The organism is Paenibacillus sp. 2RAB27 (assembly GCF_052115445.1).
Classification (GTDB): Bacteria; Bacillota; Bacilli; order Paenibacillales; family NBRC-103111; genus Paenibacillus_E.
Genome location: NZ_JBFRGR010000010.1, coordinates 38,666 through 64,241 on the forward strand (window position 1 = coordinate 38,666; position 25,576 = coordinate 64,241).

Below are 25,576 nucleotides of genomic sequence, written 5' to 3' on the forward strand. Positions count from 1 at the left end.
TTTTAAATTGATAATGATTCTCATTTTCATAAATAGAGGGGAGCCTGCTACCTTGTCTGAAGTGTTGACTAAAGATGAAGACACGTTCCTTTGCCTTGATCATACATGGCTTAAATTTCGTACTGCTCAATTCATTCAAGAGGGAAATTTGGCTCAGCAATTTATTTCTTCTTACTGCATGATCGTTGTTAAGCATGGTGAAGGCCATTTGAGAATAGATCTGGAAACTTTTCGTATGCAACCGGACACTGTACATATTTTAATGCCTGGCGAAACGGTTGGTTTTTGTGATGGACAGAAGTCAGAGTTGTATCTCATTGTTTTTGATATTCAGGGTGATACGTCAGATGATGAGGTGAATTTCCCACTCATGGGCGAGCTGCGTGTCCATATCGAGGGTACACTGACTCAGCTGTGTGATCAGCTATTTGCATGCTGTAGAAGTGAGAGCGCTGTGGAGCGATTTCGAGGACAGTCTTTATTTCTAGAACTGATGCATTGGGTGATGACGCATATTCGTCAGAATCCCAAGTCCGACTCACGGGCCGCTATGGATCGTACGAAGAGCTATATCGAAGCCCATTTTAGAGAAAGTATGACGATTGAACAGCTCGCACGTATGGCTGAAATTAGTCCGAAATATTACGTGAGTTTATTCAAAAAAACGTACGGCAAAACCGCCATCGACTATCTTACAGAAGTTAGAGTGAACATGGCGAAGCAGCTGATGCTGCAAACCGATGTACGTTTGAAGGATGTTGCCTACCAAGTGGGTTACAATGATGAGTTTTATTTTAGCCGCATGTTTAAGAAAGAAGTTGGTGTCTCCCCGACCGAGTATTTGAAAAATCGCCGACAACGAATCGTCGCTTATTCTGTGGCGGTGCTCGGACAATTGCTTGCACTCAAGATCATGCCTTACGCTGCCCCCCTACACCCCAAATGGAGTTCCTACTACTATAATAAATATCGCACAGATATCCCTTTGCACTTGAGTGGCTACCGGTTTAATGAGGATTGGGAAACGAACGTGGAAGCACTGGAGCATAGTCAGGTGGATTACATCATTAGCACAGACCAGTTGGCAATGAAGGAGAAGGAGCGATTGTCTCAAATTGCCCTTGTTCATATTGTACCTCTGTATGATAAAAGCTGGCAGGAACAACTGCACGCCACGGCACAAATTGTAGGTGCATTAGATGAAGCAGTTGCTTGGATAGACGGTTACAACCGCGAGATTAAGATCGTACGAGAGCGACTGCAGGAAGAGCTTCAGAATGATAAAGTGTTGATTGCCAGCTTATTAGGCGATAGCTTCTTCCTATTCCCGACACGTGGGATGCGAGATGTCTTTCTAGATCTGGGTTTACAGGCGCCGCTGGGCTCAGAGCAATATGCAGATAACCAAAGTTTGACACTGGAAGAGTTGGCACATCTCGATGCGGATCATTTGCTTCTCAACATACGGCAGGAATCAAAGACATTGCAGCATTGGGAGCGAATCCGAGCGTCTGCCCCATGGCAGGACCTGAAAGTTGTACGCAGAAATCGCCTACATCTCATTTCCTCTGATCCGTGGCGCGAGTACTCTGCTTATGCCATGGAGCGCATGGTTCAAGACATTCATGATCATCTATGTGACAATCGTACATGAGAACTTCCGTATATTGTCCATGTTCGACATGGGCAACTTATTTTATAATTAAATGAGAATGATTATCATTTGTAACGGATAGAGAGGGGATTTAAGAAAAATGAAAAAGTTAGCAACAATCGGTATTACGACATTGGTTCTGTTAGGATTGACGGCATGTGGCGGGGGGAAAACGGAAACGGCTCCTGCAGCAGCAGGTACAATAACTCCAGCTGCTTCGGTGGCACCAACAGCTGCTCCTGCAGCAACACCTTCAGGGCCAAGAGTCATCAAATACGTGGGTAAAGAGTACACGGTCCCTGGAAAAGTGGATAAACTCGTTATTACGGGCGCACTGGAGTCTTTGGAAGATGCTTTGCTTCTAGATGTGAAGCCAGTTGGTGCACTAACGGTCGGTGGGAAATTCCCAGCTGTATTCGCGCCAATTACGGATAAAGCAGAGGGCGTAGGCGAGAAAGCACAGCCGAACCTTGAAACGATTTTGAAGCTGAAGCCGGATGTTATTCTCATGAGCACCAAATTTCCTGCGGAGACGATTGAGAAAATGACCAAAGTGGGACCGACGATTCCGGTATCTCACATTGCAACAGATTRGGAAAATAACTTGAATTTGCTTGGCGAATTGACAGGCAAACAAGATAAAGCGAAGCAAGTGCTTGATAAGTACAAGGCGGATTCAGCAGCTTTGAAAGCGAAGATCGGTCCTATTTTCAAAGATAAGAAGGTATTGGCAATTCGCGTACGTGCAGGCAGCTTATTCATCTTCCCTGAGGATGTATTCTTTAATCCATCTATCTACGCTGAGCTTGGTGCAACAGTACCGGCGGAAGTGAAGTCAGCGAAAGCGCAACAAAACGTTTCACTCGAAAAGCTTGCTGAGATGAACCCGGATTACTTAATTGTTGAATTCTCTGAGGAAGAGAACAAAGATACACCGAAAGTGTTCGAAGACTTGAAAAACAACCCTATCTTCAAAAACATTAATGCCGTTAAAAATGGCCAATTATATACGAATCTCGTAGATCCATTACTACAAGGCGGTACAGCTTACAGTAAAATTAAATTCTTAGAAGCGATTAATGGCTCTAAATTAGTTCAAGCAAAGTGAGAGTAGAGCTATGAAATGGAGAGTACCCGCACCAACCCTCATCTTATTGGCAGCACCTTTCGCGATATTTTTTACGATCGTGCTGTCCATCTCATATGGGGCCAAAAGCATGGATTTCAGCCGTATCATTGAAGCTTTCGTCCATTTTGATGCGAACGATGTCGATCATCAAATTATTATGCACGCTAGACTGCCAAGAGTAATTGGAGCGCTGCTTGTCGGCGCATTCCTCGCGGTGTCGGGCGCTCTCATGCAGGGGATGACCAGGAATTATCTGGCATCCCCTTCAATCATGGGGATATCCGATGGCTCAGCATTCGCAGTAACCTTGTGTATGGTCATTGCACCCTATTCCTCGATGATGGCTATGATTATGGCGTCTTTTGCTGGCTCGGCGCTAAGCATCGTTATTGTATTTGGGCTAGCTTCGCTATTACCAGGGGGATTGTCACCTGTGCGTTTAACGATACTAGGGACATTAATTGGGACGTTTCTGAGTAGTGTGTCTGCGGCAATTGCGATGTATTTTCAAGTTTCCCAAAATATTAGCTTCTGGTATAACGCACGCCTGCATCAACTGGATCCACAGTTAATTATGCTGGCGGTTCCTTTTGCCGTTGTAGGTTTGGGGCTTGCCATATGGATGTCCAAGTCGGTGACGATCTTCTCATTAGGTGACGAAATCGCCGTATCGCTTGGGCAGAAGACGATGCAGGTCAGATTGTTAACGACATTAAGCGTCGTATTACTGACGGGTATTTCTGTGGCTATTGCAGGTAAAATTGGATTTGTTGGCCTACTTGTCCCACATATCACAAGGTTTCTAACGGGAATCGATTACAAATGGATTATTCCATGTTCGGCTGTGATCGGTGCCGTTTTCTTGGGGCTGTGTGATGTGTTGAGTCGTTTCCTCAATTATCCATTCGAGATGCCGATTGGCGTCGTTACCGCGATCCTCGGTGTTCCGTTCTTCCTCTATCTCATTCGCACGCGAGGAGGGGAGTCTCATCGATAAAAGAAATGATCGGTACTATGCCTTACAGATTATCGTTGGTATTGGGCTTCTGTTACTAACGGCGTATATGTCCCTGACAAATGGGGCTTTCGATATTACGTTGAAAGATGTGTTTAAAACCCTGCTGCGGATTGATGCGCAGCATGATTATGATTTAGTGATATTAGAGTTCCGACTACCTCGTATCGTCATCGCGTTGTTGGTGGGGATGGGGTTAGGGATGGCGGGAACAGTTGTGCAGAGCTTGACCAGGAACAACTTGGCCGATCCGGGCATCCTGGGTATCAATGCGGGAGCGGGGATGGCGATGGTCATCTTCCTGTTTTTCTTTCAAGGGAAGGTGAAAGGAACGGGCTGGGCGGCGATTCTGGCCATGCCTATTGTCGGCTTGGTCGGTGGGCTGGGCGCAGCGCTTCTGATCTATGTCTTCTCCCAAAAGGAGGGGAGGCTAGATTCACAGCGCCTTCTGCTCACGGGGATCGCAATAGCCTCGGGTTTATCTGCAGTGACCGTGTTCATTACGCTCAAAATGAATGCTAAAGATTTCGAGATGGCTGCCGTCTGGGTATCCGGCAGCATCTATAATGCGAACTGGAAGTATATTATCTCCATCCTGCCGTGGTTGATCATATTGACGCCAGTTCTTATCTGGCGATCTCTTGTGCTGGATGTGTTCCAGCTGAGCGAAGAGAGCGTTCGCGGGCTGGGCGCTGCTGTGGACAAAGAGAAAGCGATCCTTCTGCTGAGCAGTATCGGTATTGTAAGTGCCTGCGTGTCCGTCTCCGGCGGCATCGGATTTATTGGCCTCATGGCGCCGCATATCGCTCGCCGACTCGTCGGCATAACGCATCGCCGACTGCTGCCCGTCAGCGCGATTGTCGGCGCGCTCTTGGTGATGATCTCCGATTTCATCGCCAAAATGGCGTTCGCGCCGGTGGAGATGCCCGTCGGCGTCGTCATCGCGATTATTGGCGTGCCGTACTTTGTTTGGTTGCTGTATCGGAATAAGCATCGCCGATAGAGAGTGATGGAACCGCCCCTGGGAGGGGGCGGTTTTTGTGTTGTTTGCGGCTGTGCTGGCCGAGCTAGGTAGAGCAGAGCGAGGCTAGACGGTGCTGGGCAAACCTATACGCGTGCCAATTGCCTCTCGTACTCACATCTGAGCGGATTAGATGGATTTCCTACAGTTAAATTGGCGGAAAATCGCGCTTTCGAGCAATTAGATGGATTTCCTGTAGCTAATTTGGGCCGGAATCGCAGATTTCACTAATATCGCCAGAAATAGATGTAGGAAATCCAGTTAAACAAGAAAATCGAGGAATTCCATAGAAAGTAGCTGGAGTTTATACAGTTAATCCGCCGTAGGGAGAGGGAGTGACACCAAACAAGCTAGTTGAAGCCTCTCACTCCCACGATCACAACGTTCGACGCACCACATGTGTTAGAAGAAAATAAAGTATTAGACTGAAGAAGTTTCATTAAGCTAAACGGGCAGATTATGTTTTCATAGGAGTGTAGTCCACCATCAAATACTACTCGTATGGAAAAGTATCTAGATAAATAATATACTAGCTATAACTGTTTTTTGTTGAGGTGAATCTAATGGATGAAATCAATGAATCAAAAGAAATTGTATTACAAATCGGTGTTGCCTTGAAAAAGTACAGAAAAGAAAAAAACATGAGCTTAGACGACTTATCGGAACTAACGGGCGTAAGCAAACTTACTCTGGGGAATATCGAACGTGGCGAGACAAATCCAACCTTGGCGATTATTTGGAAAATTTCAAAAGGTATATCTTTACCGCTATTGGCTTTATTCAAATCAGAAGACTCTGCTAGTTTGTATCGAGCAGGTGAAGGACTGCGGTTTTCTAATGATCAAAAAAATTGGATCATTGAACCAATTTTTAAAAGTAACGATATTGAAATGTGTCGGGCTTACTTACAACCAAATAGCTCGTATCAGCCTGAAGGTCATCATGTCAATACAACTGAAATTGCGACAGTCATGACTGGTTCCATTGAAATTCAAATCAATGGAGAGATTTACACATTGAATCAATATGATACTATCAGTTTTCGTGCAGATTGTCCTCATTCTTATACCAATCATACGGATAACGAAACAGTGCTCCATATATCCTTAAAGTACGATTTCTAAAGTCGAAAATTCCACTTATTAAATACAACTCTGAATTCCATGACGGGAATTTCAGAGTTGTATTTTTGTTTATAGATGAATTAAAGTATATTATAAAGTACTTATTGATAAATAAAGTATATTATAATATACTTTATTTATTCGCGCGGATGTATCGTTTTTTTCAATAAGCAGGAAGCAAATAATACGTAAGAATTCAGGAAGGAGAAATTAAGAATGCCGAACAAACAAAATAATAAAGCCGTACCATCCTCTATAGGGCTGATCATTCTCGGCATTATTGTTATTGCAGCTAATTTACGTACTCCCTTAACATCAGTCAGTCCTTTAGTGAGTCTGATAAGGGATGACGTTCATATTTCAAATACATTAGCAGGCCTGATCACAACGGTACCCTTGCTTGCATTTGCTTTGTTATCGCCTCTAGTACCAAAATTAGGCCAAAGGTATGGGGTTGAACGTATCATAATGATCGCCTTGCTCTTTCTGACTGTAGGTATTGTAATACGTTCTTTATCTGGCGCAGCTAATCTGTTTATTGGAACAGCAATTCTTGGATTCGCAATTGCCGTATGTAATGTATTATTGCCAAGTATAATCAAGAGGGATTTCCCAAATAAAATTGGCTCCATGACAGGTGTTTACTCCATTTCAATGAGTTTATGTGGAGCAATCGCATCGGGAATCAGTGTGCCTCTAGCCGTAAACGCAGGTCTAAAATGGCAGGGAGCATTGGGAATATGGGGGATTCTAAGCTTTGTATCAATCCTCTGTTGGTTACCCCAATTAAGAAATCATACGAAGCAAACAACCACGACGAGTCAAAAAATGGCCAGCAACGATGTGAATGTTTGGCAATCCCTCATTGCCTGGGAAGTAACCTTGTTTATGGGTATACAGTCCATGGTTTTCTATGTTTTGATCGCATGGTTGCCTGAAATTTTAAAGCAGCAAGGAATTGATCCAAACCAATCAGGATGGTACCTCTCGATCATGCAGTTAGCTATGCTTCCATTTGCCTTTATTGTCCCCGTTATTGCTGGGCGCATGTCTAGCCAACGGTTGTTAGTGGTCATTACAACCATTTTGCTTTTGACGGGAACGATTGGACTTCTTTACGGAAGCTCCAATATGATTCTGTTGTGGATCATCATGCTCGGAATAGGTGGAGGCTTCGCCTTTAGTTTGTCCATGATGTTTTTGGGGTTACGTACTGAAAATGCGCATCAAGCAGCGAAACTGTCTGGCATGGCGCAATCGATCGGATATCTTTTTGCCGCAGTCGGTCCTGCTCTTATAGGATATCTGCATGATGCGACAAATAGTTGGAACCTGCCACTTTTCATTCTGCTTGGCGCTGCGATCTTGCTCTTTTTAGTCGGTATAGGAGCAGCAAGAAACCGTTTTGTAGGTAGCCGAAATAGTTACGAGCTGCCACGGGAAGGATGATACATGAGATATTAAAATATGCAGGGGATACCGAGCAGCAACTCATTATTATTGGGAGCCGTGGGCTAATTGGCATAATAGAAATGATGCTTGGAAGTGTCAGCCACACAAGGTTTCACAGCTATCAAGTTACCCAGTCCTCATTATGCATTAACTCTTTCGGGAATTGCAGAGATGATGCATTGTTATACTAAAGGGTAGGTTATTTGAATGACTACAGCGGCAGTCTAAGACTTTATTTTTCAAGTCTTGGTCCGCCGCTGCTTCTTTTAAGGGATCAATCTACAACTTATTTATCAACGACTCCAGTCTAAAACTTTATTTTCACCGAACAACATGAACTACCACGGCAAACAAGTTAGTTGAAGTCCCGCACTCCCACCATCACATCGATCCACGTACCACATGTACGCCTGCCAAACAAGCTGCTTGAAACACCCTCCCCCTCGTCGCTATTGACTCTGACTGGATTAACTGGATTTCCTACAGGTAATGTGGTGGGAAATCGCACTTTTGAGCAAATAGATGGATTTCCTGTAGATAATTTGGAGCGAAGTTGTAGATTTCACTGATATCGCCAGAAATAGATGTAGGAAATCCAGTTAAACACGAAAATCAAAAAAATCGACAGAATTTAACTGGATATTTTACAGGTAACCGCCACACGGAGGAGTAACCAACACCAAACAAGCTAGCTACTTAACCCACACATCTCCACCAACACAGCATCCAACGCAACACATTTTCGCCCCCACCAAAGAAGCTAGTCATTGAACTGCCTCCCCGATGATCTGAACATTCTCCATTCCATTATGTGGATATCGTTCATGGTCGATGTGTTTACCTTCCCCTATAATCAATAATGAGAATCATTATCAAATGTTATTCCCATAGACAATCCATCGATCCGTAAACACACTAGATCCAGCCTGATCGTTGAACCTGAAACGAGAGGAGAAGAAAGGAAACCCAATGACCCGTTTACCCCATTCATCCATCGAGACCACTACGCCTTCGAGGGAAGTTGTCCGTCAGTCTTTTACATTACCAAACACAGAGCAGTATCTTCTTCACAGCGCAACAAGAGAGCAACCCTATCAAATTTACGTATTTAAGCCTTCGCAGGAGGCGCCGCCTGAAGGATTCCCAGTCATCTATTTGCTGGATGCCAATGCGCTTTTTGCCACGATGGTTGAAACGATGCGTGTACAATCACGCGTTCCCGAGAAGACGGGTGTCTACCCGGCAGTCGTTGTGGGTATTGGCTATCCGACAGGCGAGCCGTTCGATTCCTCACGGTTTTATGATTTTACGATGCCAACGCCGAAAGAAGTGCTTGATGCTCTACCTGTACGCAACAAAGAAGCTGCAAGACCTCAAGTCGGTGGGGCGGATGCTTTTCGGGCTTTCATCGAGGAGGAGCTTAAGCCACGCATCGAGCGTGATAATTCGATTAATACGAAGCAGCAAGCGGTCTTTGGGCATTCGCTAGGTGGACTTTTCGTGCTGCAAACCTTATTCACGCAGCCGCACACGTTTCAAACCTATATTGCAGGCAGTCCATCAGTCCATTGGAACAAAGCGATGCTGCGCGAGCAGGAGGACCAGTATACTTCCGGTCTCCAGCAGAGGCAAATTCAACATAAGCTGCTTATCACCATCGGTGAGCTCGAGAAGAATCACCCGAGCAATATGAGCGAGAATGCCAAAGAGCTGTATGGGCGCTTAGCTCTCTTGCCGAGTGAGAAGTTAGATGCTCATTTCTATGAGTTTGAAGGCGAAGGACATGTTTCGGTGCTTCCGGCACTGGTAAGTCGTGCTGTTCGCTTCCTGCGAAGGGGGTAAGTGAGCCGATGCTCCAACTGCGCTTGTTCGTAGATCGCCTGTATCTACGACAGGCATGATCGCATTGTGTACCGCAGCGGGGCTGCTCGGCATGCTCTAAATTTCCCCGCTGATGTATCAGGATGTGTTCAAAGCCCGCGTTGCATACCGGACTGACGACATTTCCCGAGGCGCTTGGCCTCATGGATGCGTCTCAGCTCATGCCGTGGACGGCGAGGAAGCTCGGACCTCGCCGGATCATTCAAATCGCGCTGCTTGGCGCGGCTGGGTTTCTTGCGGTAGCGTGGGGATTCTCCCTCATGCTACGGGAGCGGGACACCGCGGGCGTGCAGTACAAGAAGCCCGCGGTGCCAAGCGCTCCGAAGGAGAAGGCCACTGTCATCGTCTAGCTGACGGCTTTCTCGATGTCAGCCTCCGGCGGCTGACTCATTAACCTCTGCCAATAGCAATGAAAAACATCACTACAGTAGCAGGATGCACTGAAAAGCTGCTCCCACATGCCAATAGTGATGTAATCTAACCCCAAAAGCTCCTAATTCCTTCAATTATGCAGGAATCCAGGAGCTTTTCTATATGCTACTGTAGAGATCCTCCAAGTCACTTTGGTCGGCAACGGGAGGAGCGGCCCCCCTCACGATCTAGCAATTGCTTTCACTACATCTTCTTCACCGGTATCCATATCTCACTTCTAAACGTAGGCGAAGTTGTATCCTTATCTGCGTTCCACAGCATTTCCGGTCCAGCAACTTGTTCATAGCCTGAGGAAGGGAACCATTCGGAGTAGATGCGTCCCCATACATTTTGCAATGTTTCGGGGAACGGTCCGATGGCTTCGAATACCGCCCACGTCGAGGCAGATACGTCGAGTTGTGTGAAATTATCGGGACACGGATTCGTTGTAGCAACGCCAATATAGTGGTCAAGCTCTCCCTTTTCCTCCATGCGGCCTTCGGAGAAGTTGGTAGAGGCACTTACTAGACCAATGGGCTCGACATTGGAGAGTTGTTTAAGGGTGTTAATTAAGTCCATAGTTAAGCTTTGCCACATCGCGGCAATTTCAGGATTAACGCCGTTAAAGATAATGGGCACTCGTTTGTGAATACCAACAATATGAAACGCTTCTTTTTCCTCAATACGATAATTCATTTCACTTCCCCCTTGAATGGTGATTTGGAAGGTCATAGGCGGATAGGCTTTCAAAGACTGTCCATTATTCCTAGCCTCAGACGGTGTAACACCATGCAAATTCTGAAAAGACCTTGTGAACGAATCAGGCGAGTTATACCCATATTTGATGGCAATATCAATGACTTTGACCTGACTGTCTCTCAGCTCAAAAGCGGCAAGGCTTAGCCGCCTGCGGCGAATGTACTCGGATAACGGGATGCCCGCGAGGAAGGAAAACATACGCTTGAAATGATATTCGGAGCATAAGGCTATCCGAGCTACTTCATTCGTGTCAATCGTGTCCGTCAGGTTGTCTTCGATAAACTTGAGCGCGCTGTTCATGTTTTTAAGCAAATCCATCGTTCTGACCTCCTCTAACCATAGAATAGCAGGAATTGCAGATGGTTATCCGACATTTCGTGCACAAGTTTGTAGGACTTTTCGAAGGGATGAAAAGGGAATTCAGCAATGGCAATGGAATGTAGTATTATAGATGGAAATCAATGAACCGAGTTCAGTAGAGGAGCAGATATGATGGAGATTACGTGGAACCAATTTGTCATCAGCGGTAATAAAGAACGGCTAGATCTAGATGTTATCCAAGGTTTCCTCTCACGAAGCTATTGGGCGAATAAACGACCGGAAGAAAGGACGCTTCGCGCGATCGAGAACTCTGCATGCTATGGCGTATATGAAGGGCGCAAACAAGTTGGCTTCGCGAGAGTCGTAACGGACAATGCGACGATGTTTTATCTATGCGATGTATTTATTGATGAAGACTACAGGGGCATGGGGATCGGTAAGAAACTAGTAGAAAGCTTGATAACCTGTGATGATTATAAAGACCTCGTTGGCTTGCTGGGTACGAAGGATGCGCATGAGCTGTACAAGCAGTATGATTTTGAGCACGATACAGAGCGATATATGCGAAGGATGCCTGATTATGTAAGGAACATGGCTCGTAACTAGGCTTGATAAATCTATATAAGGAGTCGAGAAACGATGACCTTACCCATCAGAGAAGCTACAATCGACGAATCCGAACTCATTTACCAGGTCATGATCGCATCATTCAAAGAATACGACGGTAAGCTCAATCCACCTTCAGGTGCACTTAAGGAAACGGTGGATCACACGATTCATACATTTAACATCGGCGGTGGAGCAGCACTCGCATGCGAAGGAGCTAATGTGGTCGGGTCAGCGAGGTATAAGCCCGTCGACGATTATATGTATATTGGCAGAGTGTCTGTACTTCCTGAATTTCGGGGGAAGGGCATCTGCAAAGCACTGTTAACTTTCGTGGAAAACAAAGCACGAGATCAGGGGATTATGGAAACTCGGGTTGAGGTACGACTATCCATTCCAGACAATATTCGGATGTACGAAAGGTTACATTATGAAGTCATCGAGCATAAATTTTATCCAGAGCGGATAGATAGTTGGTATGTCATGCGCAAAAAGCTCGTGGATCGTATTTTCAGTTCGTCATGATAATACGCTGGCTGTGAACGTAAACCGGTTGCTAAGGAAGGAAGGTAAATCTTTGATGATGAGGATGACCGATCGATTCAATATTTAACGCTTCAATTATTTTGGCTAATCGCTGCTCCATTTCTGCGACAGGTGTTTATGTTGGATGAAGAAGCGATAACGATCCCCCATTCATTTATTCGACCTTCCAACAGGTCTAAAATAAGATACAATCAACAAACCTAAAGGCAGGAACAGCCCGATAGTTAGGGCAAATGGAGGCCAAATATTAGAAGCGAAATCTCGGAAATAGATGATGTTCGGGTAAACAAGGAAGGCGAGTGTAAACAGCATAAGCGCACTTGGCACGACGAACGGGCGATAGGTACGCAAGTTAAAGATTTGCTGCAGTCCAACCAGTGAGCTATAGAAGCAAATAACGAGCTTGAAATAGATGGTGACAAACCAAATGATCGCGACCAATACTTCGATGCGTTGGATGAATCCGCCGAGATGGATCTTTTTAGCTAATGTGTAACTAGGAAACGTATGGCGTGAAGTGAAGTCCCAACCAAGTACGACGATACATAAAATGGTTATGGTAAAAATGACCACACCACCCATAAAGCCTGCTTGAATAAATCCTTTGCCTTTTTTCAAATTGGTGTGAATAGTCGGGTAGACCATCAGAAAAACGACCATTTCCAGATAGGGAATAGAAAGTACCGACAAACTTCCGTGAATAATAGCTTTGGTACTTGCTTCAAATATAGGTGGTAAGCGTTCAATTTTAATCTGTGGAATCAGAAAGCCAATAAGCACACCAATAAACAACAGAACCCAAGGTAGGAAAATCTCCCCAGCACGGGCAATCACTTCTAAGCCCAACACTGCTCCGAGCATAATAATCAGCAGGAATACAAAGTGAATAACTTGAATGGGCGTCTCTGGCATGATAATGGTTGTAATAAAATCACCGACATTACGAAGAACTAATGAGGCTATGATAAGGAAAAATAGATAGAAGAGGATGCTTATGACTTTGCCTAACCATTTTCCTAGGATCAACTCGCTATAGGCCATTAAGGAGTGATTCGGATACCGATTACCCAGCGTTACATAGAGGCCTATCACACCTCCTCCTATAGTGATACCTAAGGCTGCAGACAACCACCCATCTTGACGGGCAAAAGCCGTAAGGACAGAAGGCACGATTAGGATCGTACTGCCCAAGCTGAATAGTAAAACTAATATTTTAAATTGGCGCAGGCTGATTTTCTCTTTTTCGAACATCGCTGACTCCTTTGACTTACAGTTACGTGAGTAAGGTTGTGATTATTTTGCCCATAGGTCTGAATAAGAAAGTGATCACATCTAATGGATTGAGCAAGGGGATCTTTAAACTAACCGCTATACTCAATAGGGCGGAAATGCTGAGAGATAGAATGAAAAACCAGATTTCTCTGTGCTGTTTCTTTGCTCTTAATAGAGAGATCTGAACCTTCAGTGTCCAAAGTGAGACAAGAACAATAATAACACTCCAAATCATGCGTATTCACTCCATCTTATCAACAAAAGATTCAACAACCGAACCCGTACGGCGGATTTTGGCATGCACAGCCACTTGAACAGGCAGATCAACAAAAGTTTGGTCCCAGTTATCTTTCATGAGATTCCATTGTTTATAATTCGTACGATGAATGGCAGATCCGAATCCAAATATATCTGACTTGTAGGACTTTGCTTTGGCCACGGAGTCGAGGATCGTCTGCTTAATTTCTTCATTTAATTGTTCCTCGATAGCTTGTATGGTATTGGTGGAATTTAAGTTCAACTTACAAGCTACCTCTCCGATATTCGCCTCGACGCGAACATTGACGAAAACCTGCGGTTGTTGATCTACAAATCTTGCTTTGATTTTGGAACTTGTACTCATCAATTCTATGGACATTTTGCCACCATCTTGGCAAGGAAGAGCAACAACCGTACTTTGCAGGTTACCCAAGGCATAATTGTAACCTTTACTTTCTCTGTCCGTTAACCATCCGACAAACTGATCTTTATGGAAAACACCAAGGCTTTTATACTCCAATATTGCAGGAGGGAGAACAGAACTTAAGTTTTCGCGAGACTTTGCTTTTTTCGGGTCTCCTTTAATATGAATACTAGAAAGGACGGGATCTTTACCTGGATCCACTAAATCGTAAATAAGTTGATGCAAGTCAACATCTGTGGTGACTCCCCAATTTTTCTCGGAGGAGATGAGTGAAGAATAGAGCTTGTTGGCCGGAATCTTCTCAAGCGGTGTCAACACTTGTAAGATATCGTTGGCTGTAGCATTTCTAGCTAATAAAATATTGAAGTCCGAGCGCGCCTCTGGATCTCTTGATATGAGATCCAGCACCTTCGTTAAACCATCCGCGGCCATCTCTTCTCCAATGACGAGAATACGTAAATGGGATGAAAGTATTTTACGTGGAGAACTCGTCGTTAGCTTGCGGAACGATTCGAATATCGTACCCCCGCTGCTCATCTGAAGTGTCACTACGGGCATCCTTTGACCTACGCCCTTCGTTGACGTAATTTCATCGGTGTTGAGTAATTGGACCGAAATATTATAATGATCCCCATGTTTATCAATGCCAATAGCAGTTGCAATGGAAATCTGATCAAGCTCCTTGCGGTTCCAACACCCCGTAATGATCAGCATGATGAGGAAAATAAGTACAGCTCGTTTCAACATTTGTATAGATCACCTTCTCCAGATTTGGCTAATCACGCTTAAGATTCTGGTTTCTGTGGGGGATTATAGGTTTGTTTCTGTCTATTATTTGAACTAATAAAGCTAGGACGCTTCAACAAGGCCCAATGAGGGAGGCGAATGACATTATCCTTCTGATCCTCCACATTATAGGGAGCGAATGGAGCTAGGTAAGGGACGCCAAAAGAACGCAAACTGCATAAATGCAACACCAGAGCAATAATGCCAATGAGTATCCCATATAGACCAAGTGATGCTGCCAAAATCATTAGGATGAAACGGATCATCCGAATGGAAATTCCCATGTTAAAGGAAGGGATAATAAAGGTAGAGATAGCTGTAATCGCGACGATAATGACCATTGCTGGCCCCACTAATCCAGCTTCAACAGCGGCTTGTCCAATGACAAGCGCACCTACAATGGACACCGCTTGGCCGATTGTACGAGGCATTCTGATCCCGGCTTCCCGTAGGATTTCGAACGTAACTTCCATAAGAAGTGCTTCAATAAAAGCAGGGAACGGGATTCCCTCCCGATGTGCAGCAATATTAACGAGCAGTGTTGTCGGTATCATCTCTTGGTGAAAGGTCGTCACCGCAATATAGGCAGCAGGAGCGAGTAAGGCCATCATCAGCGATACATATCGGAGAATACGGATTAATGAGCTGATATCTGCCCTTTGGTAAGAATCTTCCGCTGCTTGCATAAAGTGTGTAAATACGGCTGGTACAATGAGAACAAATGGTGTGCCGTCTACTAAGATTGCGATTCGTCCCTCTAGTAGTGCTGCTGCAACAACATCGGGTCGTTCTGTATTAAATATGGTAGGGAATGGCGTATAGGCTTCATCTTGGACGAGCTCTTCGATGTATCCACTCTCGAGAATCCCATCAATATCGATCCTTGCTAATCGGGTACGTACTTCCTCGACAATCGTGTCATCCACGAGTCCTTTGATATACATGGTGGCGACGTCGGTCTGGGTTACACGGCCAATCTGCCTAGTTTCCATCCATAGATGAGGATCTTTGATTTTCCTTCGAACTAATGCGGTGTTCGTGCGTAAGGATTCGGAAAAACCTTCGCGAGGCCCTCTTACAACCGTCTGAGACGAGGGTTCGGTGACCCCGCGATCTTTCCAGTCTCGTGAGTTCGCGCAGATTCCTTCGTTATACCCATCCACTAATATGACCGTATCCCCAGATAAAATCATATGATAGAGCGTTTCAAAATCAGAAGTACCTGTGACTTCACCTGATTTCAATAAGTACTCTTTGATGAGAGATAACGGTGCTATGTCATCTAGCAAGGGGAGATGGATATCTCCGGATCGATAATCGATAAGAAGGGAGTCCAGAATTTCTTTGACATTCGCAAGTCCATCCATGTACACAATGGCAGCCTTGCAGGGAGGCACGGATGGTATCATCATTCTTCGAATCACAAGATCTGTGCTATGCCCCAGTCCTTCTCCGATCGTGAGCAGGATTTCTTCCAGGTTATCTGGCATAGTGTGAATTTGATTTGCTTCACGAATACTGGCTATAACCGGTTGGTACTTCTGTTTCAGTAATTTTTGCATGAAGGTAAAGATAGAGTTCTTCATTGAGCGAACCACCTGAGTTTGTTTTTGTTACTATTGCCGAATAATGGGTATTTCACTCATGTTTTTTCTTTTCCACCTCCAGATGTAGTAGAATAGAGCCACAGCAACAAGAAGGGGAGTCAAATCGTGACGACAAGAAGCTTTAACGATTATCAATTAAGTGAGGATATCACGCGTGCGCTAACCACACTCGGTTACACACAGCCGACGGATGTGCAGCATAAGGTGATTCCGATCGCGCTGCAGGAGCGGGACCTGACGGTCAAATCCCGCACGGGGAGCGGGAAAACCGCAGCATTCGGCATACCGATCTGCGAGCTGGTGGAGTGGGAAGAGAACAGGCCGCAGGCACTCATCCTGACGCCAACACGGGAGCTCGCCGATCAAGTGAAGCAAGATATGACGAACATCGGTCGCTTTAAGCGGATTAAGGCTGTGGCCCTGTATGGGAAGCAGCCATTTGCCAAGCAGAAGATCGAACTGCATCAGAAGTGTCACGTGGTCGTTGGTACACCGGGCCGAGTCCTCGATCATATTCAAAAAGGGACGCTGGACGTAGAACGCCTGCAATATCTAGTTATTGATGAGGCAGACGAAATGCTGCGGATGGGCTTCATCGAGCAGGTGGGGGCGATCATAGATGAGCTGCCGAAGGATCGGATGACGATGCTCTTCTCGGCAACCTTGCCGAAGGATGTAGAGCAGCTGTGCCATCAATACTTGCGGAACCCGATCGATATCGAGATTGAAACACCGGAAGCTGCGAAGGTTCAGATTGAACATTCTCTCATCACTGTGCGGGAGAACGAGAAATGGCCATTGCTTCAGAATGTGCTCGTGATAGAGAATCCGGAGAATTGCATTATTTTCTGCCGGACACAAGAGCATGTTGATAAGCTCTACACGCAGCTCGATCAGCTGGATTTCCCGTGCGATAAGATTCACGGTGGCATGGTTCAAGATGATCGTTTTCTTGTCATGAATGCCTTCAAGCGAGGGGAGTTCCGATTCCTCGTGGCCACGGATGTCGCGGCGCGTGGGATCGATGTGGAGGACATCACGCATGTCATCAACTATGATCTTCCGATGGAGAAGGAAAGCTACGTTCATCGGATCGGACGGACTGGACGAGCAGGGAAGACGGGCAAGGCGATTTCGTTCGTAACGCCGCATGAGGACAAGTTCCTTACGGATATCGAGGGCTATCTAGGCTTCGAAATTCCAAGGATGGATGCACCGGATTCCGAAGATGTTGCCGCTAAGCAAGCTGCCTTCGATCAGAAGATGCAGGCAACGCCTGTCATCAAGAGGGATCGCAGTGACCAGTTGAACAAGGGCATCATGAAGCTCTATTTTAACGGGGGCAAAAAGAAAAAGATTCGCGCCGTCGACTTTGTCGGCACCCTCGCCAAGATTGAAGGTGTCACCGCGGAGGATATCGGCATCATTACGATTCAGGATAATGTGTCGTACGTCGACATTTTGAATGGCAAAGGGCCGATGGTGCTCAAGATCATGAAGAATACAACCATCAAGGGGAAACTGCTGAAGGTGCATGAAGCGAATAAGTAAGGATGTAGCAGACCAGAGGGCCAAGTGGCGTTCTGGTTTTTTGTTTATCTAAGCGGTGCGACGGCAAATAACTGGATTTTATGCATCTAATTGGACGGGATTTTGGTGATTAAGACAATTAGATGGATTTTCTGCTGTTAATTTCAGTCATTTGAGCTCGATGAGCTACTTTCCTTGAAAATAGATGTAGAAAATCCATCTAATCGTTGAGAATCGTGGATTTCACCCAAATTAACTGGAGATTTTCCAGTTAGTTTGTTTGGGTTCGTGTCGATGAGTATTACGTCCAGCCGCGCGGGCCCGTCATTACGCTTGAAATAGTTTTATTGCGCGGCTGAGCATCCAAATCGGATGTTTGATTTTTTGTTTCATCATAGTAATCCATGTCTGAGGTTAAAATATTACTCGAAAGGGTCAAATCTGTGACTTATCCATGAATCGCACACAAGGTAGACTATAGAAAACACGACATGGGGTGAATTTCATGGCTAACCATATACAATCGCAAGCAGGCAGTATCCCAAGAACCAAAGTGAAATCTAAACAATCTAAACAGCAAATTCGAGAGAATTTGGCCGGATATCTTTTTGTTAGTCCCATGGTCATCGGCTTATTCGTATTCACGTTATTTCCAATCATTGCTTCCTTCTTATTGAGCTTTACCGATTGGAACTTTGTTGCCGGGTTTTCGAAGGTGAAATTTCTCGGATTGGACAACTTTACAAAGCTGATTCATGATAGTGTCTTTCTACTTTCATTGAAAAATAATATGATTCTGATGGTTGTTGTACCGTTAACCCTCATTGTTTCATTGGTTCTAGCGGTGCTGATTGATAAGCAAGTGTATTTCAAAGGTGTTTTCAAAGTTATCTACTTCATTCCTTATATTTCAAGTGTTGTTGCGGTTGCGATCGTATTCCAAGTTCTCTTTCATCCTACGTACGGACCCATTAATCAGACGTTGATGGACTGGGGCTTTGCGAATCCGCCGAAATGGCTGGCTGATCCTGATTACGCTTTGTACTGTGTGATGGGGCTGATGGTATGGATCAATATTGGGTACAACATGATTATTTTCATGGCGGGACTTCAATCTATTCCGAAGGATTTGTATGAAGCTGCTGATATTGACGGGGCATCGAAATGGAGGCAGTTCTACGGCATTACCGTGCCTTTATTGTCGCCCACTACGTTCTTCTTGCTCGTTTCGGGTATTATCGGTACGTTCAAAGTTTTCGATGTCATTTCCGTACTTACGAATGGCGGTCCTGCAAATTCAACAAGTGTTGTGGTATTTCGTTTATATGAAACAGCCTTCGTTAACCTACAATCTGGTTATGCCTCTGCGATGGCAATTGTGCTTGTGATTCTGGTTCTTTTGATTACGCTAATTCAATGGTTCGGCCAACGTAAATGGGTCAACTACTAAAATAGAATGGAGGTACACACATGGATAACAAAAAAAGTACCAAAAAGATAATTGTAACGATACTGATGGCTCTCTTCGGCATCCTGTTCATGACGCCATTCCTTTGGATGATCTCGGCATCCATGAAGCCAGAAGCCGACGTATTCATCTTCCCAATCCAGTGGATTCCGAAACATTTTAGCCTAATTGAAAATTATAAAACAGTTTGGACGACGAAATTTCCGTTGTACTACTGGAATTCGATTAAGGTTTCAGTCATTACGACAGCATTATCCGTACTATTTTCATCCATGGCAGCTTACGCTTTCTCCAAAATTAAGTTCCGTGGTTCGAATGTTCTCTTTGTTCTCGTTCTTGCTATTTATATGATTCCAAGTCAGGCGATTCTGGTGCCACAATTCCTTCTGCTTCGTTCGATGCACCTGTACGATACGCATCTAGGACTTATTCTTCTAGGGTCTTTCAGCGTACTGGGTACATTCATGCTCCGTCAGTTCTATCTAGGTATTCATGATGAGTACATGGAATCTGCAAGGATTGATGGTGCAGGTCATGCTCGCATTTTCTGGACCATCTGTACACCGCTTGTACGTCCTGCGATTGCAACATATGCCATTCTGCGCTTTATCTGGACGTGGAATGATTACCAGAATCCATTGATTTTCCTAAGAGACAAGTCGTTATTCACGCTTCCACTGGGCATTCATTCCTTTGCCGATTTGAATGGCGAGTTCTACTCCCTCATCATGGCCGCATCTGTTTCAGCGATCGTGCCTTTGTTGATTATTTTCATCATTGGACAGAAGCAAGTTATCGAAGGGATTTCCATGGGTGGGGTAAAAGGTTAAACACTGGTTACAAGCAAGATGTCAAAATAAGAGTGCATGAGGTTAAAATATTGCCTAGTGTGCTCACACCAAGTTTGTTACGATTCGTCATGTAAAGGTTTTCAGTCATTCGCAGCATATACAAATATCTTCTTGGAGGGGTTCATATGAAAAAGAGTTTACTCGTATTAAGCGGTGTTCTAGCAATCAGTACTGCACTGGCAGGTTGCGGAAGTAAAAGTGAAGATAACGCCACATCAACGACAACGCCTGGCGGTACAGCAACATCATCAACTAAAGCGCCTGTAACCATTAAAGTACAAGCATGGTACACAGAAGCTCAAGGTAACTGGAACAAAACAGTTGAAGCCTATAATGCAACTCATCCGAACGTTAAAGTCGTTTATGAAAGCATGTCCGAGAAAGGCGATTCCCAAGAAGGGATGAAAAAACTTGATCTACTAGCTGCTTCCGGCGAGCAAATGGACGTTGTGATGTACTCCAGTGCTTCTGATTTCGCACAACGTGTAGGTGCAGGGATTCTTGAACCGCTAGATGAGTATTTGAAAAAAGATAATATCGTTGTGAAAGACGAGTACAAACTTGATCCGGTTGTTAACGGTAAATACTATGCTTTACCTGGTAAAATGATCGAGTGGTTCGTTCTTTTGAACAAAGATAAATTAGATGCGGCTAAGCTTCCTGTTCCGACTGAATGGACTTGGAATGACTATGCGGACTATGCGAAAAAATTAACATCAGGCGAAGGCGCTGCGAAACAATATGGTTCTTACTTCCATAGCTGGAAAGACTATGCGCTTCTTGGTTTGAACAACAACATGGATAACCCTTACTTGGTAAAATCCGATGGCACAGAAAACATTGATAACCCACAAGTTCGTTTCTCCTTGAACCTGCGTAACCAAATGGAGAACGTGGACAAATCGTCCGTACCTTACTTCGAAGTTGTTTCGCAAAAAATGGCTTACCGTGACGTATTCTACGCAGGTAAAACAGCTATGCTAGCAACAGGTAACTGGATGGTTGGTGAGCTAGCGCAAAACGCGAAGTTCAACACGGTATTCGCTCCGTATCCGAAATATGATGCAAAAGATACAAATGGTTTGACAGAAGTAGGCGCTGACTTCATGGGTGTAGCTGCAAACTCCAAGAACAAACAAGCGGCTTATGACTTCGTGAAATGGTACACAACAGAAGGTATCCAAACACAAGGTCTGTTCTTCTCCGGTTGGAAAAAAGCAGATATTAACAAAAACGTAGACGCGATCCTTGCAAGCGGCAAGCCAGATCAAGTTAAGTTCATTGACAAAACTTCCTTGCTGTCTACTTTAAAAGTGAACAAATCCACAAAATTGGTTGTTCCTCCAACGTATGCCTTGCAACAAGAGAAAGAATACTTAACGCAAGTTGAGTTGTTCTTGACAGGCAAACAAGATTTGGAAAAAACAATTTCTACAGCGAAAGCTAAAATTGAAGATATCAGAAAAAGTAATGCAAAGTAATCGGTAACGATTAGGCTAGCTTTACTGGTATAATGTGTATAGGAAGCAAGAGGAGGCCACCCGGCCCCTCTTTTTTCCCATTTCCAAAGGGAGAGGCAGGAAACGTTAGTGCTGCAATGGTTTCGTACATTATCTCTTCGCAATAAATTAATGCTAACGATCCTAGTTTGTCTAGTATTACCATCGATCGTGTCGATGAATGTTTCTAATTTTTTTACAAGAGATGCTGTGCGCACACAAGTGGCAGACAATTCACGAGAATCGATGCGAATTGTGAGTCAAATTGTTTCATCACAAATGAAGAACATGCTCTATATTATGAACTTCATGCAATTTGATCAAGATCTGCAGGAACCCATTCTGAATTTAAGTCATGTGGATGCCAGCACGTCCATTGGGGACATTTTTGTAAATAAGAATACGATTGATAAAAGGCTCTCAACGGTTATGAGTCCACTTGATAAAATGTATGTCACGTTGCTACTCCCGAATGGGCAGTATGTGGCTTCGTACACGACGATTAATTTCGATCCGAGAACGTTTATGCAGAAAAGTTGGTTTCCAGAAGTCGAACAGATATCTGGTTATAATGTGAAGTGGATTGGGGCAGAGCCAAATTACAGTAACGAGTCAAGCCAGCCCTACGTACTGGCTGCGGCGAAGAAGTTGAAGAAGAATGAATTGACGAAAGGCTATGTCATTGTGGGGCTAGAGATGACTCCGCTACAACAACTGTTCAACCAATATGAGAAAACGGAATCCATGGCGATTATTGACGGTCAGGGACGAATCATTGTAGATCAAGACAACTCGACGATAGGTCAGTCATTTCCCTACTACGACCAATTGCCCGATGAGAATGAGGCGGCTTTTGTGAAGGTGAATGGGGAAGATCACATCTTGCTTAGCAGTCAAATTACACCGGAGTGGAAACTCGTAAATATGACTCCGTATAAGAATGCTGCCCAACAAATCCAGTCATTTCGGAAGACCGATTTTGGTATACAGCTGTTTTTTCTAGTGTTGTTCGCTATGGTTCTGTTATATGTGGTAGGAACCCTTACGAAGCCGATCGCGAAGCTTGTCCAAACGGTAGTGCGAATTGAATCCGGACAGTTGAGTGAGCGATCTAACATTAGTGGCGGGGATGAAGTCGGTCGACTTGGGTACGTATTTGACCGTATGATTGATCGCATCGAGCAGACATTAGTTGAAAATCGGAGAGAGCAAGAGCTCAAACGTAAAGCAGAGCTGGCAATGCTGCAGGCGCAGATTAACCCGCATTTTCTGTTTAATGTTTTGAATTCGATCCGGTTGAAGATTATGATGAAAGGCGACGAGGAAAACGCGGAGTTGATTAGTTCATTGTCGGCTTTGTTGCGGATGACGATCAATCGGAACAATGCCTACATCACGCTTCATGAAGAGATTGGCATTAATGAGCATTATGTGCGACTCTTGAATTCGCGGCACGGCGACCGGGTTGTCCTGCGGGTATCCGCGGCTTCAGAAACGCTGCTGGTTCAAATACCGCGCTTCCTTTTACAACCGATTATCGAGAATGCTTATATTCATGGGCTTAAAAGTAAAGCTGGTGAAATCACAATCGCTTCCCGTATTGCTGAGGATGGCAGACTCCAGGTGTGGATTGAGGATTCTGGTATCGGCATGTCACCAGAGCGGTTAGCGGAGCTGCGCAATCAATTAGAGGTTGGCCCGATGGTGCATGTGGAAGAAGAGGCAAGCAGTCCAACGTTATCAGGTATTGGTTTACATAATGTTTTTGAACGGCTGCGAATCATCTATGGTCATCAATTTGATTATGAAATTGAAAGTAAGCTAGAGCAGGGAACTCAGATCATCTTGCGCTTTCCACAGCAACCCAAAAAGGAGGTGTGACCATGTATACGGTCATGATCGTCGATGACGATGTCCCAGTTCTTGAATTTTTGCAGGCTACGATTAAATGGGAAGAGCTAGGGTATCAATTAACGGGTGCTTTTGCCAATCCCCTAGAGGCATTGAAGGCAGGTCAGCAAGCAAAGACCGATGTGCTGTTGAGTGATATTGGGATGCCAGAAATGAACGGACTAGAGCTCATTAAAGCGCTGCGTCAGGATGATCCGAATGTGAAGGCTGTCATTCTCTCGTGCCATGATGAATTCCATTACGCGCAGGCGGCGGTTAAGCTGTCTGTGAGTGAATATATCCTGAAGGAAACGATGAATGCAACGAATATTACGGAAGTGCTAGTCAGGCTCAAAGAGCAGCTGGATGCCGAGGATCGGCAGCAGTCCAAGAGCCGCAAGCTGGAGAAAGAGGTGTCTCAGCAACGCGGCGCGTCGAAGCGCCAGTTCATCCGAAGTACTGTGAATGAGCCATTATTTGACGCTGTAGAGTGGAGCACCAAAGCGGAGGATTTTGGGATAAGGCTTACGAAGCATGCGGTTCTGCCTGTTTTCGGCTATGCCAATCGGGTGAAAGAGGCGAATAGTCGGTTTCAATCGACAGATTTATTCGAATATACGATTCAGAATATCGTGGAAGAGCTGCTCGTGGATCAAAAGGAAGTGACCCTGTTCACCTACGATACGGGTGAAATTGTATTGTTATTCCCACATTTCTCGGAGCTGCATGTGAACAACAGCCAGAAGATGGAGCAGACGCTGCGGCAGCTGCAGGCTTGCTTGCAGAAGTATGCGAAAATCTCCTTTTCGTTCATCACGGGAACCCCGGTGAAGGATGTTCGGGCGTTGAAGGATCAATTAATTCGCATGGTAGAGGCTAAGGCGATCCGATTCTACATGCCAGAGTCCTCGATCAGCAAGCTTGAGCATTTGCGGGAAGGATTCGGGGACGGCGGGGAACTGCTCGCTCAGTATGCGCAAGCGTTGGATGAGTTCCGCGGTGTGGTGTTCGATGAGCGTGCAGAAGGGATTGATGCCTTCGTCTCGAAGTGGGTCGATTACATCCAGTACAATCGGTTCCGTCCCCTAGAGGTGAAGGATTGGCTGCTCAAAATGATCCTCGATGTGCGGATGCGCCTCAAGTCGCTGCAGCACTATCAATCGACGTTTTCCTCGGAGTTGCTGCATCACGATGTGCACGAATTGTCCTCCATCCGCGAAATGGAGCTGTGGCTCAAGGATTATTTGCAGCAGGCCATCGAGTGGGCGGGACAAGTGTATCGCGAGTCGCATAATCGTGAAATTCTGGAATGCCAGCGGTTCGTGTACAACCATCTCGATACGAAAATATCACTAGAGGATGCCGCGGCGCATCTGCATCTGCACCCGAGCTACTTGAGCCGCTTGTTCAAGCGAGAGACTGGCGAGAACTTCATCGAGTACGTGACGCGGATGAAGATGGAGAAAGCGAAGGAGCTTCTGGAGATCACGGATAAAAGCGTAGAACAAATCTCGGATATGCTCGGCTACGAGAATAAAAACTACTTCGGCAAGCTGTTCAAGGCGCATACCGGCTTCGTGCCGAATGCGTATCGGGGGCAGACGAAAGGGAGCTAGCTAGTGATCCCCGCTGTGAAAGCACAAAAATCCTGCAAAAAACTTGCAGGATTTCTTTCTAAGTGTGGCTAAAATTGTGCGGAAGGGAAGAATCTCCGTCGGCCGTCGCGGGCTAGCGCACAAATATTGTGCGGAAGGGAAGTATCTCCGTCGGCCGTCGCGCGCTAGCGCACAAAAATTGTGCGGAAGGGAAGTATCCCCGTAGGCCATCGCGGACTAGCGCACAAATATTGTGCGGAAGGGAAGTATCTCCGTCGGCCATGGCGGGCTAGCGCACAAATATTGTGCGGAAGGGAAGTATCCCTGTCGGCCGTCGCGGGCTAGCGCACAAATATTGTGCGGAAGGGAAGTATCCCCGTCGGCCGTCGCGCGCTAGCGCACAAAAATTGTGCGGAAGGGAAGTATCCCCGTAGGCAGTCGCGGGATAGCGCACAAATATTGTGCGGAAGGGAAGTA

At 45.3% G+C, this 25,576-nt stretch carries 20 protein-coding genes; 16 read left to right on the forward strand and 4 right to left on the reverse strand.

The window, feature by feature from the left end:
* Positions 1-61: 61 nt before the first annotated feature.
* From AB4114_RS15955 to AB4114_RS15990, 8 genes are all read left to right on the forward strand, one after another.
* A complete protein-coding gene (locus AB4114_RS15955; protein WP_441989475.1) occupies positions 62-1,654 on the forward strand; it encodes an AraC family transcriptional regulator in 1,593 nt (530 codons plus the stop codon).
* Positions 1,655-1,754: 100 nt separating this feature from the next.
* The gene (locus AB4114_RS15960; RefSeq protein WP_441989328.1) at positions 1,755-2,762 is read left to right on the forward strand and encodes an ABC transporter substrate-binding protein; all 1,008 of its coding nucleotides are present in this window, start codon (positions 1,755-1,757) and stop codon (positions 2,760-2,762) included.
* A gap of 10 nt (positions 2,763-2,772) precedes the next feature.
* Complete coding sequence (locus tag AB4114_RS15965; RefSeq protein WP_441989329.1) at positions 2,773-3,780, forward strand: FecCD family ABC transporter permease; 1,008 nt, start codon at positions 2,773-2,775, stop codon at positions 3,778-3,780.
* Positions 3,773-4,801: a FecCD family ABC transporter permease gene (locus AB4114_RS15970; protein ID WP_441989476.1), complete on the forward strand. Its 1,029-nt coding sequence runs from the start codon at positions 3,773-3,775 to the stop codon at positions 4,799-4,801. The genes AB4114_RS15965 and AB4114_RS15970 overlap by 8 nt, the downstream gene beginning before the upstream one ends.
* Before the next feature lie 581 nt (positions 4,802-5,382).
* Entirely contained in the window at positions 5,383-5,943 is a 561-nt protein-coding gene (locus AB4114_RS15975) for a helix-turn-helix domain-containing protein (protein WP_441989330.1), read from the forward strand.
* Between the two features lie 216 nt (positions 5,944-6,159).
* Positions 6,160-7,392 carry a CynX/NimT family MFS transporter gene (locus tag AB4114_RS15980; RefSeq protein ID WP_441989331.1) on the forward strand — a complete coding sequence of 411 codons (1,233 nt, stop codon included), beginning with the start codon at positions 6,160-6,162 and terminating at the stop codon, positions 7,390-7,392.
* Complete coding sequence (locus AB4114_RS15985; RefSeq protein WP_441989332.1) at positions 7,389-7,586, forward strand: hypothetical protein; 198 nt, start codon at positions 7,389-7,391, stop codon at positions 7,584-7,586. Before AB4114_RS15980 ends, AB4114_RS15985 begins: the two co-directional genes overlap by 4 nt.
* A gap of 778 nt (positions 7,587-8,364) precedes the next feature.
* Positions 8,365-9,237 carry an alpha/beta hydrolase gene (locus AB4114_RS15990; RefSeq protein ID WP_441989333.1) on the forward strand — a complete coding sequence of 291 codons (873 nt, stop codon included), beginning with the start codon at positions 8,365-8,367 and terminating at the stop codon, positions 9,235-9,237.
* A gap of 654 nt (positions 9,238-9,891) precedes the next feature.
* Here the strand turns inward: AB4114_RS15990 and AB4114_RS15995 are convergent.
* Entirely contained in the window at positions 9,892-10,764 is an 873-nt protein-coding gene (locus AB4114_RS15995; protein ID WP_441989334.1) for an AraC family transcriptional regulator, read from the reverse strand.
* Between the two features lie 171 nt (positions 10,765-10,935).
* Here AB4114_RS15995 and AB4114_RS16000 point away from each other — a divergent pair, with 171 nt between their 5' ends.
* Complete coding sequence (locus AB4114_RS16000; RefSeq protein ID WP_441989335.1) at positions 10,936-11,373, forward strand: GNAT family N-acetyltransferase; 438 nt, start codon at positions 10,936-10,938, stop codon at positions 11,371-11,373.
* Positions 11,374-11,406: 33 nt separating this feature from the next.
* On the forward strand, positions 11,407-11,898 hold the full coding sequence (locus AB4114_RS16005) for a GNAT family N-acetyltransferase (RefSeq protein WP_441989336.1): 492 nt from the start codon (positions 11,407-11,409) through the stop codon (positions 11,896-11,898).
* A gap of 171 nt (positions 11,899-12,069) precedes the next feature.
* Here the strand turns inward: AB4114_RS16005 and AB4114_RS16010 are convergent, their stop codons facing one another.
* The 3 genes from AB4114_RS16010 to AB4114_RS16020 form a co-directional block, all read right to left on the reverse strand.
* Positions 12,070-13,170 (reverse strand): GerAB/ArcD/ProY family transporter, encoded by a 1,101-nt coding sequence (locus AB4114_RS16010; protein ID WP_441989337.1) that lies wholly within the window; start codon positions 13,168-13,170, stop codon positions 12,070-12,072.
* 262 nt (positions 13,171-13,432) lie between these two features.
* Positions 13,433-14,620 carry a Ger(x)C family spore germination protein gene (locus tag AB4114_RS16015; protein ID WP_441989338.1) on the reverse strand — a complete coding sequence of 396 codons (1,188 nt, stop codon included), beginning with the start codon at positions 14,618-14,620 and terminating at the stop codon, positions 13,433-13,435.
* A 38-nt stretch (positions 14,621-14,658) separates the two neighbouring features.
* Positions 14,659-16,245, reverse strand: a complete 1,587-nt coding sequence (locus AB4114_RS16020; RefSeq protein WP_441989339.1) for a spore germination protein — start codon at positions 16,243-16,245, stop codon at positions 14,659-14,661.
* 126 nt (positions 16,246-16,371) lie between these two features.
* Here AB4114_RS16020 and AB4114_RS16025 point away from each other — a divergent pair, with 126 nt between their 5' ends.
* The 6 genes from AB4114_RS16025 (at position 16,372) to AB4114_RS16050 (ending at position 25,120) form a co-directional block, all read left to right on the forward strand.
* Positions 16,372-17,817 (forward strand): DEAD/DEAH box helicase, encoded by a 1,446-nt coding sequence (locus AB4114_RS16025; RefSeq protein WP_441989340.1) that lies wholly within the window; start codon positions 16,372-16,374, stop codon positions 17,815-17,817.
* A gap of 484 nt (positions 17,818-18,301) precedes the next feature.
* Positions 18,302-19,246, forward strand: coding sequence for a carbohydrate ABC transporter permease (locus tag AB4114_RS16030; protein ID WP_441989341.1), 945 nt, complete (start codon positions 18,302-18,304; stop codon positions 19,244-19,246).
* A gap of 20 nt (positions 19,247-19,266) precedes the next feature.
* Positions 19,267-20,094 carry a carbohydrate ABC transporter permease gene (locus AB4114_RS16035; protein WP_441989342.1) on the forward strand — a complete coding sequence of 276 codons (828 nt, stop codon included), beginning with the start codon at positions 19,267-19,269 and terminating at the stop codon, positions 20,092-20,094.
* 146 nt (positions 20,095-20,240) lie between these two features.
* Complete coding sequence (locus tag AB4114_RS16040) at positions 20,241-21,596, forward strand: ABC transporter substrate-binding protein (protein WP_441989343.1); 1,356 nt, start codon at positions 20,241-20,243, stop codon at positions 21,594-21,596.
* Positions 21,597-21,704: 108 nt separating this feature from the next.
* Positions 21,705-23,495: a cache domain-containing sensor histidine kinase gene (locus tag AB4114_RS16045; protein ID WP_441989344.1), complete on the forward strand. Its 1,791-nt coding sequence runs from the start codon at positions 21,705-21,707 to the stop codon at positions 23,493-23,495.
* Between the two features lie 2 nt (positions 23,496-23,497).
* Positions 23,498-25,120: a response regulator transcription factor gene (locus AB4114_RS16050; RefSeq protein ID WP_441989345.1), complete on the forward strand. Its 1,623-nt coding sequence runs from the start codon at positions 23,498-23,500 to the stop codon at positions 25,118-25,120.
* Positions 25,121-25,576 lie beyond the last annotated feature (456 nt).